Origin of the sequence: Streptomyces koelreuteriae (genome assembly GCF_018604545.1) — a bacterium.
In the GTDB taxonomy this organism is placed as follows: domain Bacteria; phylum Actinomycetota; class Actinomycetes; order Streptomycetales; family Streptomycetaceae; genus Streptomyces; species Streptomyces koelreuteriae.
This window is the reverse complement of sequence record NZ_CP075896.1, coordinates 6913373-6928469: the sequence shown is the minus strand read 5'-3', so window position 1 is coordinate 6928469 and position 15097 is coordinate 6913373. Positions and strand designations below refer to the sequence as shown.

At 71.3% G+C, this 15097-nt stretch carries 15 protein-coding genes; 1 reads left to right on the top strand and 14 read right to left on the bottom strand.

Annotated elements, in window-relative coordinates; genetic code table 11:
• Window positions 1-23 precede the first annotated feature (23 nt).
• A complete protein-coding gene (locus KJK29_RS31215) occupies window positions 24-605 on the bottom strand; it encodes a GNAT family N-acetyltransferase (RefSeq protein WP_215124521.1) in 582 nt (193 codons plus the stop codon).
• An 81-nt stretch (window positions 606-686) separates the two neighbouring features.
• Here KJK29_RS31215 and KJK29_RS31210 point away from each other — a divergent pair, with 81 nt between their 5' ends.
• The gene (locus KJK29_RS31210; RefSeq protein WP_215122514.1) at window positions 687-1673 is read left to right on the top strand and encodes an RluA family pseudouridine synthase; all 987 of its coding nucleotides are present in this window, start codon (window positions 687-689) and stop codon (window positions 1671-1673) included.
• Here KJK29_RS31210 and KJK29_RS31205 read toward each other — a convergent pair.
• The 13 genes from KJK29_RS31205 to KJK29_RS31145 all read right to left on the bottom strand — a co-directional run bounded on the left by KJK29_RS31205 (window position 1667) and on the right by KJK29_RS31145 (window position 15017).
• Entirely contained in the window at window positions 1667-3211 is a 1545-nt protein-coding gene (locus KJK29_RS31205) for a cytochrome P450 (protein WP_215122513.1), read from the bottom strand. The genes KJK29_RS31210 and KJK29_RS31205 overlap by 7 nt on opposite strands.
• A gap of 95 nt (window positions 3212-3306) precedes the next feature.
• On the bottom strand, window positions 3307-3927 hold the full coding sequence (locus KJK29_RS31200) for a GTP-binding protein (protein WP_215122512.1): 621 nt from the start codon (window positions 3925-3927) through the stop codon (window positions 3307-3309).
• Complete coding sequence (locus tag KJK29_RS31195; protein ID WP_215122511.1) at window positions 3908-4309, bottom strand: DUF742 domain-containing protein; 402 nt, start codon at window positions 4307-4309, stop codon at window positions 3908-3910. Before KJK29_RS31195 ends, KJK29_RS31200 begins: the two co-directional genes overlap by 20 nt.
• A complete protein-coding gene (locus KJK29_RS31190) occupies window positions 4306-4713 on the bottom strand; it encodes a roadblock/LC7 domain-containing protein (RefSeq protein ID WP_215122510.1) in 408 nt (135 codons plus the stop codon). Before KJK29_RS31190 ends, KJK29_RS31195 begins: the two co-directional genes overlap by 4 nt.
• Window positions 4710-6353: a sensor histidine kinase gene (locus KJK29_RS31185; protein ID WP_215122509.1), complete on the bottom strand. Its 1644-nt coding sequence runs from the start codon at window positions 6351-6353 to the stop codon at window positions 4710-4712. Before KJK29_RS31185 ends, KJK29_RS31190 begins: the two co-directional genes overlap by 4 nt.
• Window positions 6354-6683: 330 nt before the next feature.
• Window positions 6684-9533 carry a DEAD/DEAH box helicase gene (locus KJK29_RS31180; RefSeq protein ID WP_215122508.1) on the bottom strand — a complete coding sequence of 950 codons (2850 nt, stop codon included), beginning with the start codon at window positions 9531-9533 and terminating at the stop codon, window positions 6684-6686.
• Between the two features lie 40 nt (window positions 9534-9573).
• Window positions 9574-10464, bottom strand: a complete 891-nt coding sequence (locus KJK29_RS31175; protein ID WP_215122507.1) for a diacylglycerol kinase — start codon at window positions 10462-10464, stop codon at window positions 9574-9576.
• A gap of 31 nt (window positions 10465-10495) precedes the next feature.
• The gene (gene tatC, locus KJK29_RS31170) at window positions 10496-11455 is read right to left on the bottom strand and encodes a twin-arginine translocase subunit TatC (RefSeq protein ID WP_215122506.1); all 960 of its coding nucleotides are present in this window, start codon (window positions 11453-11455) and stop codon (window positions 10496-10498) included.
• Window positions 11456-11502: 47 nt separating this feature from the next.
• Window positions 11503-11787, bottom strand: a complete 285-nt coding sequence (gene tatA, locus KJK29_RS31165; protein WP_215122505.1) for a Sec-independent protein translocase subunit TatA — start codon at window positions 11785-11787, stop codon at window positions 11503-11505.
• A 260-nt stretch (window positions 11788-12047) separates the two neighbouring features.
• Window positions 12048-12242 carry a hypothetical protein gene (locus KJK29_RS31160; RefSeq protein ID WP_184597413.1) on the bottom strand — a complete coding sequence of 65 codons (195 nt, stop codon included), beginning with the start codon at window positions 12240-12242 and terminating at the stop codon, window positions 12048-12050.
• 44 nt (window positions 12243-12286) lie between these two features.
• Window positions 12287-12580, bottom strand: coding sequence for a CpXC domain-containing protein (locus KJK29_RS31155; RefSeq protein WP_215122504.1), 294 nt, complete (start codon window positions 12578-12580; stop codon window positions 12287-12289).
• Window positions 12581-12931: 351 nt separating this feature from the next.
• Window positions 12932-14020, bottom strand: coding sequence for a helix-turn-helix transcriptional regulator (locus tag KJK29_RS31150; protein WP_251057982.1), 1089 nt, complete (start codon window positions 14018-14020; stop codon window positions 12932-12934).
• 19 nt (window positions 14021-14039) lie between these two features.
• Window positions 14040-15017, bottom strand: coding sequence for a helix-turn-helix transcriptional regulator (locus tag KJK29_RS31145; RefSeq protein ID WP_215122502.1), 978 nt, complete (start codon window positions 15015-15017; stop codon window positions 14040-14042).
• Between the last annotated feature and the right edge of the window lie 80 nt (window positions 15018-15097).

Here is a 15097-nt window from a genome sequence, read left to right as displayed (position 1 = left end):
GCGAGCCCGACACCCTCCCGGTCTCAGTCGCCCCGCACCCGCGCGTGCAGATGCATGTCGTGCCGGCCGTCCGGATGCAGCACGGCACCGCGCTTCGTGCCCTCCAGGGTGAACCCCGTCCTGGAGGCGACGCGGCAGGACGCCTCGTTGCGTACGGCGTGCAGCAGTTCCAGGCGGTGGAAGCCGGTCTCGTCGAGGGCCCAGCGGGTCAGCGCGCCCGCGGCGCGTACGGCGATGCCCCGCCCCCGTGCCGCCGGGACGGTCCAGTACGCCACCTCCGCCGTACCGTCGTCGAGCCGTATCTCGCGCAGCGCGACCCGCCCCAGCAGCGAGCCGGAGTCCGCGTCGGTGACGGCCCAGTGCGCCTCCCGTTCCTCCTCCCAGGCCCGGTGCCAGTCGCGGATCCAGCCGGCGACCTCCTCCTCGGAGTCGGCGGCCCGGGCGTGCCACTGGTGCATCACGGGATCCTGGAACACCTCATGCACCGCGGGCGCGTCCTCGGCCCGCCAGGGGCGCAGGAGGAGTCCGTCGCCGCTGGCGAGGGTGGGCTGCGGGCGGCGGGCGAGGGTCCCGGCGGTCAGGACCGGGCTGGTGAGGAACGGCATGCCCCGCATCCTGGCAAGGACGTGAGGCACGGCCCCAATGGTTTTCCGCCCGGCGCACCGGGCCTCGTACGCTGGGCCGCGATGAGACGCAAGCCGCGCATCCCGCCCTCGCCCCTGCCGCAGCGCCACGGCGTGGATCCGGTGCGGGTGCGGCTGCCCGTCGTGGGGGCATGGGCCACGGTGCGCGAGTACTTGGTGGAGCGGCTCAGCGGGGCGGGTGCCGGGGTCGTCGACGGGCTGTTCGACGCGGGGCGGATCGTCGGGGCGGACGGACGGGCCGTGGCGGCGGACGCACCGTACCTGCCGGGCATGTTCGTGTGGTTCCACCGGGACCTGCCCGAGGAAGTGCCGGTGCCCTTCCCGCTGGAGGTCGTGCACCGGGACGAGCACATCGTCGTCGTCGACAAGCCCCACTTCCTCGCCACCACCCCGCGCGGGAGCCACGTCACCGAGACCGCGCTGGCCAGGCTGCGCAGAGAGCTGGGCATCCCCGCACTCGGCGCCGCACACCGTCTGGACCGGCTCACCGCGGGGCTCGTGCTGTTCACCGTGCGCCCCGAGGAGCGCGGCGCGTACCAGACGCTGTTCAGCAACCGCCTGGTTCACAAGGAGTACGAGGCCGTCGCCCCGTACGACCCCGCCCTCACCCTCCCCCGGACCATGCGCAGCCGGATCGTGAAGGAGCGCGGGGTGCTCCAGGCCCAGGAGGTGACGGGCGAGCCGAACGCCGTGAGCCGTGTCGAACTCCTCGGGCACCGCCCGGAAGGAGCCGACGGACTCGCCCGGTACCGGCTGGTGCCCGGCACCGGGCAGACACACCAGCTCCGGGTGCACATGACCGCGCTGGGCGTGCCCATCCTCGGCGACCCGCTCTACCCGGAGGTGACCGACCCCGTGCCGGCCGGTGACTTCCGGCGCCCGCTCCAACTGCTGGCACGGGCCCTCGCGTTCACCGACCCGGTCACGGGCGAGGAACACCGCGTCCGCAGCGGCCGGGAACTCGCGGCCTGGACGTCGTACGACCGGTGGGCCGCCGGGACGTACGACGGCCCGTCAGCCGGTCAGTAGCCGCGCCACCAGCTCAGGAAGCGCTGCCAGGCGCCCTTGCCGCGGACCGGTTCCTGCGCCGTCGGCTGAACCTGCGGGTACACCGGGGCCGACTGGGGCTGCGCCGGAGCCGGATACGGCTGTGCGGCGGCCGGTGACGCGGGCTGCGCGACGCTCGGTGCGGCTTGCGCGGCGGCCGGTGCGGCCTGCGGCTGCGGGCTGCCGATCTGCCAGTCGGAGCGCTGCGCCGGGACCTGCTTGTGGCTCGGCGGCTCCGTCACGTCCTGCGGCGGCTTGGGCGAGAACTGCACCGGCATCTCCACCAGATGCCGGGAGGCGATGGACGCCGTCCAGCGCAACTCCTCCTCGTCGCAGTCGAGTTCGACATCGGGCAGCCGCATCAGCAGCGCGTCCACGCCGACATCGGCGATGGAACGGCCGACGTCCTGCCCGGGGCACTCGTGCGGCCCGCCGCCGAACGCGAGGTGGGAGCGATTGCCCTGCATGCTGGCGGACAGATCGGGCCGGACCCGAGGGTCGACGTTGGCCGGGGCCGGGGCGAAGAGCAGTCCGTCGCCCCGGCGGATGCGCTGACCGCCCAGTTCGGTCTCCTGCTTGGCGAAGTAGGCGAAGACCGTACTGAACGGCGGCTCGTTCCACAGGGACTGCTCCACCGCCTCCGGCACCGTCATCTGGCCGCCGTTGAGCTGGGCCCGGAAGCGCGGGTCGATCAGCACCGTGAGCAGCACGTTGGACAGCAGATTGGTGGTGGCCTCGTAGGCGGCGAAGAGCACCAGGCGCAGGTGCTCCCTGACCTCGTCGTCGGTCAGCCGGGCCGGGTGGGTGATCAGGTAGCTGGCGAAGTCCTCCTCCGGCTGGGCGCGGCGCCGTGCGGTGAGCCGGCTCAGGGCGTCCATGACGTAGGAGTGGCTGGCGATGGCGGTCTCGGTGCCCTTGAGCGCGTCGCGGGCGGCCTCGACGAGACGGTCGTTGTACTCGTCGGCCATGCCGAGGATCTCGCACATCACGGCCATCGGCAGATGCTCGGCGAACTGGCCGACGAGGTCGGCCTCGCCCTGCTCGCAGAAGCGGTTGACGATGGCCTGCGTGCTGCGGTTGATGTAGCGGCGCAGGCTGCGGAAGTCGATGGTCGAGATGGCGCCCATGACAGCGCCGCGCAGCCGCTTGTGCTCATCGCCCTCGGCGTGCGAGGCGATGGGCTGCCAGGCGATGTGCGGCATCAGCGGGTGGTCGGGCTTGACCAGGCCGTCCTTCAGCGGGGTCCAGATACGGCTGTCCCGGCAGAACTGCGAGGGCGAGCGCACCATGTGCAGGTTCTCGGCATGGCCGAGGACGACCCAGATCGGTACGTCGTCGTGGAGCAGCACGGGCGCCACGGGGCCGTGGTCCTTCCGCAGCTGCTCGTACAGCGCTCCCAGATCCTCCGACTCGTGCAGCCGGTGCAGTCCGCCGGGCCCGAGGCCGTGTGCGGGGCAGCCTGGGGGCGGGCCGGGGCGGGAGGCGTCCGTGTCGGTCGGGGCGTGGGATTCAGGCGTCACAGTGGTCGCTCCGAAACTGAAGTGAATCCAGGTGTCTGGGGGGGGAATGTGGGGGTGGGTCGAACAGGTACGAACAGGGACGGGCGGGCGCGGGATCAGCGGCGCGCGCCCGTCATGGCGAGCGAGTGCAGGAAGCGCATGAGGGTCATCAGGACGTCACGGCTGGAGGCCCGGCGGCGTACGTCGCACTCCATGATCGGGATGTCCGGGGTGATGTCGAGGGCCGTGCGCAGCTCCTCGAGGTCGTAACGGGGCGCGTCCGGGAAGGAGTTGACCGCGACGACGAACGGCACGCCGCGGTCCTCCAGGCGTCCCATGACATCGAAGCTGACCTCCAGCCGACGGGTGTCGACCAGCACCACCGCACCGAGCGCGCCCTCGAAGAGGCCGTTCCACAGGAACCAGAAGCGCTGCTGGCCGGGTGTGCCGAAGAGGTAGAGCACCAGTTGGTCGGTGATGCTGATGCGGCCGAAGTCCATGGCGACGGTGGTGGCCGTCTTGGACGCGGAGCCGAAGTTGTCGTCGACACCGATGCCGGCCTGCGTCATGGTCTCCTCGGTGGTCAGCGGTGTGATCTCGCTGACCGAGCCGACCATGGTGGTCTTGCCGACGCCGAAGCCACCCACGATCACGATCTTGGCCGCGGACTGTGCCGTGTGGGGCAACTGGTCCTCGGCCCGGGGGCCCGGGATGGTGTCAGAGCCTTTGAAGTCCATTCATCACCGCTTCGAGGAGGGAACGGTCGGTGCGTGACCGGCGCACGATCGGGGCGCGCGCCTGCACCAGTTCCGCCGTCAGCAGCTCGGTGAGCAGCACGCCCATCGCACTGAACGGCAGGTTGAGGTAGGCCGACAGCTCGGCCACGGACAGGGGGGCGGCGCAGAGCCGGAGCAGCGCCGCCTGCTCGGGGGAGGCGGAAGGCGGCGGGTCTTCGGCACGCGCCACGATTAACGTGACCAGGTCGAGCTCGGCCCGTTCGCCGTCGGGGCCCGCCACCACGTACATCCGCTCCGGGTTCCTGGGCTTGCCCTCGCCGTCCTGCTGCGGGGGCGGTTCCGGGGTGGTGGGGTCGCGCCGCTGGCGTTGCGGAGGCGTCATACGATCTGCCCGTTGCGCCGGGGCGGACTGGTCAGATGACCGCCGATCCGGACGACGAGGTCGCGCATCATCGCGCTCATCCGGCCCGGTTCGCACCGCACGTCGGAGAGCACCGCGAGGAAGGCGTTGGCTCCGGCGTTCATCAGATAGAAGTAGCCGCGGTCGATCTCGATCATGACGAGCTTCATCTCGCCGTCGCCGACCGTGAGTTCCTGGCAGATGCTGCCCGCGAGGGACTGCAGGCCGGCGCAGGCCGCGGCGACCCGGTCGGCCGCGTCGGGCTCGCCGCCGTGGCGGGCGATGCGCAGTCCGTCGGCCGAGAGCACCACGATCATCTCGATGCCCGGCACGCCGTCGGCGAGTTGCTTGAGCATCCAGTCGAAGTTGCCTCGCTGCTGGATCACTTGAGGTCCCCCTCGTCGTCGGCCTCGCTGGGGGCCGGGTCGTTGATCAGGTGCAGGTACTTGGTCGGGTTCCGGATGAAGTCGGTCGGGTGCGTGCCGGGTTCGATGCCCTGCTTGAGTCCCTCCCAGAAGGCCTCGAGGCCCTTGCCGGGGGCGTCGGGGGCCGACATGTCGCGCAGGGGCTTGGTCTCGGGCTCCGACATCGCCGCCCAGGGGTTGTACTCGCCCCGTTCGGCGGCCTCCCGGTCGGCCTTCTCGTTGGCGGCCTGCTGGGCGAGCCGCTCGGCGAGCGGCGTCTTCACCCGGCTGCGGCGCTGCGGCAGACCGTTCGTCGTCCACTCCGTCACCTCGGGGACGTCGTCGTCCTCAAGGGAGACCGTCGCGGGGATCTTCGGCATGGTGGGGCGCCGCCTCTTGGGTGCGCGCTTGGGGCCCTCGGGGATGCCGACCGTCATGGGGATGCCGGTGGCGCCGATGCCGTGGGCGAGTCCGACGCCGGGCTCGTGGGTGATCATCTCGCTCGGCACGATGAGGATGGCGCGGACGCCGCCGTACGCGGAGGCCCGTAGCGAGACCTGCATGTTGTACGCCGTGCAGAGGCGGCCGACGACGGCCAGGCCCAGTCGCGGGTGCTCACCGATGTCCTGGAGGTCGACGCCCGCCTTTGCCGCCTCCAGCATGCCCTCGATCCGGGCCCGTGCCTCCTCGTTGAGGTTGACACCGCCGTCCTCGATCTCGATGCAGACGCCGGTCTGCACCTCGGTGGCGGTGACGTGCACCTTGGTCTGCGGCGGCGAGTAGCGCGTGGCGTTGTCGAGGAGTTCGGCGGCGGCGTGGATGACGGGCTCGACGTAGATGCCCTTGACGCTGATCTTGGCGATGGAGGACAGCTGGATGCGCCGGTACTCCAGGATGCGGGACATGGCGCCGCGCAGCGTGCTGTACAGGGACACCGGCTCGGGCCACTGCCGGCCGGGGCGTCCGCCGCCGAGGACGGAGACGGAGTCGGCGAGGCGGCCGATCAGCGCGTTGCCGTGGTCGATGCGCAGCAGGTCGTCGAAGACCTCGGGGTTGCGGCCGTGGTCCTCCTCCATCTCCCGGAGTTCCTCGGCCTGCTGGTGGGCGATCGCCTGGACGCGGCGGGCGACCGTGACGAAGGAGCGAGCGGCGGCGTCACGCATGGTCACTTCGTGGTCGACGATCCTGAGCACCGTCAGCAGCGTCTCGACCTCCGGCGCGGGGAGGTCGCGGTAGGCGGGGTTGGCCAGGCCGAGCTTGCGGATCACCTCCCTGGGGGACTCTCCGGTGCGCAGCAGGTCGAGCGCGGCGGGGACGATCTCCCGTGTGAAGCGGACCAGTTCGTGCTCGTGGCCGGCGATCCGCTGTTCCAGATACGCGCTGTGACGGGCGTGCTCGGCACGCTGGTTCCGCAGGGCACGGCCGCGGCGGACCGCCTCGGCTGCCGTCGCGATCACCAGCGCGGTGGCGAGGCCGCCGCACCAGCCGACGGCGAGCCGGGCCGACTCCGTCACCAGGGCGACGGCGGTTCCGGACGCCGCGGCCATCGCTATGGCCGGCAGCAACAGCACGCGCGCGTAGGGAAGTTCACGGCGAACGGGAGGGGATTGAACACTCACCATGTAGGCCTTCTGACAGGAGTCGGCTGGAGTTCCGCACAATTGGGGAACAAGCGCACGAATTCATCTCAAGCCGGTGCGCTGCGGGCGAGCTTAGTCCGACCGGATCATCGCCGTGTCATATTCGGCATCCACCGGAAACCGGACGCGAGGGGATAGTACGCTCGGTCGTTTACACGCTGCGAGATCATTCGAATGCCGTACGTAACGACGTACGGGCATACGAAAACCACTCACCGTGACGAGTGAGTGGCCTTCAGAACATCGCCCCTTAAGGGGCGCGGGGAACTGCGCGAGCAACCACATCCGGGCGGACACCCGCGCAGCAAACGATCACCCCACCGACGAGTAGGCGACAACCCCCCGCAGCAACAGATCAACAGCCTTACGCGCGTTCTTCACCACGGAAGACCCCTGCGGCGCCGCCGCCGCGATCTGCCCCAGCACATCGATGACCTGCTTGCACCACCGCACGAAGTCCCCCGCCGGCATCTCCGCCTCGCGCAGCACCTCGTCCAGCCCCGCCCCGGAGGCCCACATGTACGCGGCCCAGGCGAACCCCAGGTCCGGCTCACGCTGCCCGACACCCTCGGTCTGGGTGATCCGGAACTCCTCCTCCAGCGCGTCCAGCCGCCCCCAGATCCGCACCATCTCGCCCAGCGCGGCCTTGGCCTTCCCCGACGGCAGCTTCGGCGCCATCGCGTCGTCCGCCGCACGCGCCTCGTACACCAACGCCGAGACGCAGCCCGCCAGTTCGGCCGGACCGAGCCCTTCCCAGACGCCCTCGCGCAGGCACTCGCTGGCGAGCAGGTCCAGCTCGCCGTAGAGCCGCGCGAGCCGCTTGCCGTGCTCGGTGACCTCGTCGGCGCGCAGATAGTCGAGCTCGGTCAGCAGCGCGACGATACGGTCGAAGGTCCGCGCGATGGTGTTCGTACGGCCCTCGATGCGCCGCTCCAGCTGCCCGGTGTCCCGCAGCAGGCGGTGGTAGCGCTCGGCCCAACGGGCGTGGTCCTCACGGTCGTCGCACCCGTGGCAGGGGTGCGCGCGCAGCTCGGTCCGCAGCCGGGCGATCTCGCGGTCGTCGGCCGCCTGGGAGCGCCGCTTGCGGTGCCGGTCGGCCGGGATGTGCCCGGCCTTGGTGCGCAGCGCGGAGGCGAGGTCCCGACGGGACTGCGGGGAACGCGGGTTGAAGGACTTCGGGATCCGCATCCGCTCCAGCGGCTCGACCGGCACCGGGAAGTCCATGGACGCCAGCCGCTTCACCTGCCGCTCGGCGGTCAGCACCAGCGGGCGCGGCCCGTCGTGGTGCTCGAAGCCCCGGTGGCCGTTCGACCGGCCCGCGGGCAGGCCCGGGTCCAGCACCAGCGCCAGGCCCGCGTACTTGCCGGTGGGCACATGGATGATGTCACCGGGCTTCAGCTTCTCCAGCGCGACGGCGGCCTCGGCGCGCCGCTGTGCCGCGCCCTGCCGCGCCAGGTCGTTCTCACGGTCCTTCAGTTCGCGGCGCAGCCGCGCGTACTCCTCGAAGTCGCCGAGGTGGCAGGTCATCGAGGCCTTGTAGCCCTCCAGACCCTCCTCGTTGCGCTGTACCTGGCGGGAGATGCCGACGACCGACTTGTCCGCCTGGAACTGCGCGAAGGACGTCTCCAGCAGCTCGCGCGAACGGTGCCGGCCGAACTGCTCGACCAGGTTGACGGCCATGTTGTACGACGGCCTGAAGCTGGAGCGCAGCGGGTAGGTGCGCGTCCCGGCCAGACCGGCGAGGTGCTCGGGGCTCGAACCGCGCTGCCAGAGCACCACCGCGTGGCCCTCGACATCGATGCCGCGTCGCCCCGCACGCCCCGTCAACTGTGTGTACTCGCCCGGGGTGATGTCCGCGTGCTGCTCGCCGTTCCACTTGACGAGCTTCTCCAGCACCACCGAGCGGGCGGGCATGTTGATGCCGAGGGCGAGGGTCTCGGTCGCGAACACGGCCTTGACCAGGCCGCGTACGAAGAGCTCCTCGACGACCTCCTTGAAGGTCGGCAGCATCCCCGCGTGGTGGGCGGCGATGCCGCGCTCCAGGCCCTCCAGCCATTCGTAGTACCCGAGGACATGCAGGTCCTCGGTCGGGATGGACGACGTGCGCTCCTCGACGAGCGCGCGGACCCGACCGCGGGCCTCGTCGGCGTTGAGCCTGAGGCCCGCGTACAGGCACTGCTGGACGGCGGCCTCGCAGGCGGCACGGCTGAAGATGAAGGTGATGGCGGGCAGCAGCCCCTCGGCGTCGAGCCGTTCGATGACCTCGGGCCGGCTCGGCGTCCACACCCGGGAGCGCTGTCTGCGGTCGCGCTCGCGGTCGGCCTCGCGCATGGACCGGCCACGGCGGCGGTCCTGGTACGACGGCCGGCTCGCCTCCATGCGCGCCATGCGGGTGAGGTCGGGGTTGACGGCCTTCTTGTGGCCCTCGCCCTCCTCGAACAGGTCGTACATCCGCCGCCCGGCGAGCACGTGCTGGAACAGCGGCACGGGCCGGTGCTCGGAGACGATCACCTCGGTGTCACCGCGGACCGTGTCGAGCCAGTCGCCGAACTCCTCGGCGTTCGACACGGTCGCCGACAGCGACACGAGCGTGACCGACTCGGGGAGGTGGATGATCACTTCTTCCCAGACGGCGCCCCGGAACCGGTCGGAGAGGTAGTGCACCTCGTCCATGACCACGTAGCCGAGGCCCAGGAGGGTCTGCGAACCGGCGTACAGCATGTTCCGCAGCACCTCGGTGGTCATCACGACCACCGGGGCGTCGGAGTTGACGCTGTTGTCGCCGGTGAGCAGGCCCACCTTGTCCGTGCCGTAGCGGCGGCACAGGTCGGCGTACTTCTGGTTCGACAGCGCCTTGATGGGTGTCGTGTAGAAGCACTTCTTGCCCTGCTGGAGAGCGAGGTGGACGGCGAACTCGCCCACGATCGTCTTGCCCGAGCCGGTGGGTGCGGCGACCAGGACGCCCTTGCCCGCCTCGAGCGCCTGGCAGGCCTCGATCTGGAAGGGGTCGAGGCCGAAGTCGTACATCTCGCGGAAGGAGGCGAGCGCGGTGGCCTGCTCGACAGCACGCTTGCGGGCTGCCGCGTACCGCTCGGCCGGTGAGAGGTCCTCTGTCATCGTGCTTTCGAGCGTACCGGGCCGCACTGACAACAGGACGATCATTATCCGGATCCATTCCTGTGAAACCGGGGATCGGCGCAGTTCAGGGGCCGACGACGCGCACGCCCCCGCGCACGCAGCGCGCGCTCAGCGGCAGCGGGCCGAGCGGCTCCCCGTCCGCGTACCCGGTGATCCCCTCGGCGGCGATCTCGACCCGGGCCGCGCGCATGACGGTCACCGCCGGATGTTCGGCGTGGGTCCCCCGGTACACCTTCGGAAACACCCGCAGCAGGGTCCTGCGGCTGCAGTCCCCGACCACGGTGATGTCGAACAGCCCGTCGGTGAGGTCGGCGCCGGGGCAGATCCGCATTCCGCCGCCGTACGACGAGCCGTTGCCGACGGCCACCAGAGTCGCCTCGATCTCACGAAGCTCCCCGTCGTCGAGCCGGATGCGGTACGGGACGGGCCGGAACTCGGCGAGTTCGGCGATCATCGCCAGGTCGTACTTGAGGCGGCCCGAGGGCCAGCGCATGCGGTTGCCCCGGTCGTTGACGCGGGAGTCGAAGCCGGAGGCGAGGACCGTGCCGAACCAGCGGTCGCCGACCCGGCCGAGGTCGATGTCGCGGATCCGGCCGCACTTGAGGGCGTCGGCGATCATGCGGCCCGCGGCGGCCGGCTCGCGCACGGGCAGGCCGAGGGCGCGGGCGAAGTCGTTGCCGGTGCCGACGGCGACCAGGCCGAGCGGGGTGCGGGTGCCCGCGACCGCCCGCAGCGCGAGGTTGGCCATGCCGTCACCGCCGACGGCGATCAGCGCTCCGGTGCCGCCCTCGACGGCGGCACGGGCGCGCACCAGGGCGTCGGCGGCGTCCTCGCCGAGCACCGTACGCACCGAGAATCCGGCCGCCCGCAAAGCGGAAGCGGCCGGCTGCGCCGCGCGGGCGCCCCGGCCGCGGCCCGCGGTGGGGTTGACGAAGAGGGTGATCTCGCTGGTCACGCGACCGACCCTATGAGCTGCCTGCCGATCTTCAGGTCACGTCGTCATAACCGTTGACCCGGTCCGAGCGGTCCGAAGTCGCCTGCTCGGGCAGAGCGGCCCGGCTGGTGGTCACGGGTTCGATCTCGCCGATGTCGTCAGGCGTGAGATCCAGCTCGGAGGCCTCGTCGTCGTCGGGGCCCAGGGCGTCGCGGCGGCTGCGGCGGCGGTCGTTGAGCAGGGAGAACGCGACGGCCGCGAAGTACAGGACCCAGATCGGCCCGGCCAGCATGAGCATGGTCAGCGGGTCGGTGCTGGGCGTGGCGATGGCCGCGAAGACGGTGATGCCCATGATCATGCCGCGCCACCAGCCGAGCATGCGCTTGCCGGTGAGCGCTCCGGTGAGGTTGAGCATGACCAGCAGCAGAGGCAGCTCGAACGAGAGGCCGAAGACGAGCACCATCCGCATGACCAGGTCGAGCAGGTCGTCCAGCGGGAGAAGGTTGGATGTGCCGCCCGGGGTGAATTCGAGGAGCACCTTCGCGGTGGTGGGAAGCACCGTGTAGGCGAAGTAGGCGCCGATGATGAACAGCGGGGCGCCCGTGCCGACGAAGGCGTACGCGTACTTCCGCTCGTGCCGGTGCAGGCCCGGCGCGACGAAGGCCCACAGCTGGTAGAGCCAGACCGGCGAGGCCAGCACGACACCGGCCATCAGGGAAACCTTCAGTGCCAGCGTGAAGGGGGCGATCAGACCGTTGATGGTGATCTGCGCACACGGCTTGGAGGACTGCGACCTGGCGAGTTCCTCGAAGGTCTTGTCACAGCCGACCGAGTCGAGGATCGGCTTGGTGATCAAGTTGATGATGTCGTTGTAGAAGAAGGCGGCGACGATCGTGATGACGACGATCGCCAGCATCGCCTTGGCGAGCCGGTTGCGGAGCTCGCGAAGGTGCTCCGCGAGGGGCATCCGCCCCTCGGGATCCTTCTCCTGCTTGCGGGCAGACTTCAGCAACCCACGTTCCCATCTCGTGCGGCGGGCCGGAGGTCACCGGCCCGGCTTCAGCGCTTCGTCGTGTCCGTGGGCTCGTTGACCGGACGCGAGCTGGTCACGTCACCGGGCGCTGCCTGGATGGTGCGGTGCGAGGACTGCTCGTCGTTGTTGGGCGGGCCGGCCGGGGTCGTGGACGACTTGTTCTCGTCCTTCATCGCCTTGGCCTCGCTCTTGAGGATGCGGGCGGACTTGCCGAGCGACCGAGCCATGTCCGGAAGCTTCTTCGCGCCGAACAGCAGGATGATGACGACGAGGATGAGAATGATCTCGGGGGCTCCGAGCCTTCCGAACATAAGTCTTTACCTTCTCACCGAGGCGGCTGGGGGTGGGGTGCTGTCCGACCGGTCGGACATATGTCCGAACGATCGTGTTGACAGCGATCGTAACGCTCAGGGGTAAACGTGAGGCAATCCCTCTGCATCCCCTGTGCGTACTCCCGTCCGCGGCCAGTGCCTCGTTAACCGGGCCGCGACCAGCAGCGTACCTGTCCGGACCACGGAGGTGACAGGGCGAAGTGGCCCAAAGCGCAACTCACAGCCGCCTGCTGAACGGCTCACAGGGCGTCCACAGACCGGGCCGCGCTGCCCGCGGCCCGCTCCAGATCCTCGGCGGCCCGGTTGATACGGCGCGCGGAGTCGGTGACCTGCCTGCCCAGGCGCTGTGCCTCCACGAAGACCCGGACGGCGAGCACCCCGAGCACGGCGAGACCCACGAACCCCACGGCTACCGCGAACATCGGCCAGAACATGCCGTCGAGCCTAGACCCTCCCGGAGGGGCGGACGCCCAGACCCTCAGGGAGTCGGAGCGAGCCGCAGGGTCCGCACACCGCCGCCGGTGAGCAGCTCGACGATCCGCTCCCCCGCGGGCTTGCGGACGGACGCGCCGCACTCCGGGCAGGTGAAGGAGTAGAAGGTGGTGCGGCTGGTGGCACCGATGGCGAGGCGCAGCGCGGCCGCGGTGAGCTCGAAGCGCTCCCGGCAGTCCGGGCAGCCCGCCTTGAAGACCACCGGGGACACGCTCGTCATCCCGGCGAACGCGGACTCCACCGTCATGCCACGCACACCGGGCGCCACCGACTCGCTCACAGCCCTCGCTCCTCTTCCTCGGGCGACACGCCTACGGTCCACCCGGCTGACCCGCCTACGCTCCGCCCGGCTGACATCCGACCAGCCCGCCTCACCACAGACATCGGCCAGGCCCGCACCCCGGCACCGCAGCCGATGCCGAGGGGGCCACACCCAGCCGCCGACAACCCCGGCTCACCACCGATCTCAGCCCGGCCCGTGCCCCAGCACCACGGCCCATGTCAGGGGCGACAGCACGCGGCCGCCGACGCCCCCGGCTCACCGCCGATCTCGGCCAGGTCCCCGCCCCGGCACCGCAGCCGATGCCGAGGGCGGCCGCACTCGGCCGTCCACGCCGCGGGCACCCGCGCGTCACTCGCGTCCGCCGTCCGGCCCGTCCGGAACGGGGCGTGCCGCGCTCATGCCGCGCGGCTCACCGGCCTCGGCCGGCTGCACCCCGCCGGACGCCCCGGCCGTCTCGATGCCGTCGTAAGCCGCCAGTGCTTCGCGGGCCGCTTCGCGGGCGCTGTCGGCGAGCTCGGGGGGCGAGACGATGCGGCCGTCCCGGCCGAGCCGCAGTGCCAGGCGGCGGAGCGATGTCGGGTCGGGCGTGCGCAGGGTGATCCGCAGGCCGCCGTCGGGCAGGTCGTCCGCGCTGTCGTGCGGGTAGTACTCGGCGACCCAGCGGCCGCCGGGTCCGACCTCGACCACGACCTCCGGGTCCTCGGCCGCGGGCTGCACCAGGGCCTCCGACAGGTCCCGCAGCTCGATCTCCGGCGGTGCCGACGGCTCGTCCAGGATCTTGATCTCGGCGACCCGGTCGAGCCGGAACGTACGGCGCGCCTCCGAGCGCCGGCACCAGGCCTCGACGTAGGTGTGTCCGACGCTGACCAGGCGGATGGGGTCGATCTCCCGCTCGGTGACCTCGTCGCGCGCGGGCGAGTAGTAGCGGATCCACAGGCGGCGGCGCTCGGCGATCGCCCGGTCGACGTCCGCGAAGACCCCGCCCTCGGATTCGAAGGTCACCGACAGGCGCGAGCTGGCGCCCGCGGTCTCGCCGGCCGCGGTCTCCACCTTGGCCGTCGCCCGCAGCAGCGCCTGGCGGTCGCTCTCGCGCAGTCCGGGCAGCGTGGCCACGGCCCGGGCGGCGACGAGCAGGGCGGTGGCCTCGTCGGCGGCGAGTCTGAGCGGCTCGGCGGCCTCCGCCGCCAGGGCGGCCGCGTTGTGCCACCAGATGCGCTCGCCGTCGGTGTCGATGTCGAGCAGGTCGCCGCCGCGGAAGCTGGTGCCGCACATGGGCAGCACATCGAGGTCGGAGACCAGCTCGTCCTCGGTGATGCCGAAGGCGCGCGCGACGTCCTCGACGCGGGCGCCGGGACGCTCCTTCAGATACGTCACCAGCGAGAGCATCCGCCGGGTCTGGTCGATGGCGTTCACGGGCCTGACCGGTTTACCTGCCACTGTTCTGCTCCGCTCCCCCTCAGCCCTTGGCCACGGCGCGCAGCCGGTCCACCACGTCGGCCCGCAGCTCCGCGGGCTCCAGGACGACCACGTCCGGCCCGAACTCCACCAGCCAGGCGTCCAGCCCGTGGCCGTACGGAATCTCCAACTCGTCCCAGCCGTCCCCGAGTTCCCGTACGGCGGTGGCCTTCGCCCGAAGGGGGTAACCCGCGCCCGAGCGCAGCCGGATCCGGGCGGAGCGGTCGGCGATCTCCCCGGCCCAGCTCGCCACGGTCTCACGGACGGTGACGACGTCCGGCACGTCGGCGGTGTACCGGCCGCCGCGTGAGCGGACCTTGCCGGTGATCCGGGACAGCCGGAAGACGCGCTCGGCGCCCCGGTCGCGGTCCCAGCCCGCGAGGTACCAGTGGCCGCGCCAGCACTCCAGCGCCCACGGCTCCACGTGCCGCTGCTCGGGGTGGGCGGCGGTGGCCTTGCGGTAGTCGAAGACGACGGGGCGGCGGTCCCGGCAGGCGAGCATCAGCGGCTCGAACGCCGCCTCGTGCACGGGGATCCGCGGCTCCAGCGCGCCGTGCGGCCCGTAGGGGTCGACGTCCTCGGGCAGGCCCGCCGCGCGCAGCTTCTGCAGGGCACCGCTGGCCGCGCCGGCGAGCCGGGCCTGCTGCCACACCTTGGCGGCGACCCCGAGGGCCGCGGCCTCCTCGGCGTCCAGGGTGATGGGCGGGAGGCGGTTGCTGTCGCGCCGGGCCAGGTAGCCGATCTCGCCTTCGAGGCTCTCGACGGTCTCGATGACCAGTCCGAGTTCGCGCAGGTCGTCCTTGTCGCGCTCGAACATGCGGTTGAAGGAGTCCTCGGACCCGCCGGCGCCGTTCCCCGGTCCGAAGGCCTCGACGTAGGCCTCGATGGAATCGCGCAGCTCACGCTTGCTGAGCGGCCGCCGCGTCCCGAGCAGACACAGCGCCAGGTTCATCAGCCGCTCTGCCTTGGCAATGGCCATCGGCGCCCTTCGCCTCCCTATGGTGCTTGACGACGATGACCGTACCGCCCCGCGGTGGCCCGGCAAAGCCGAGGGCCCAT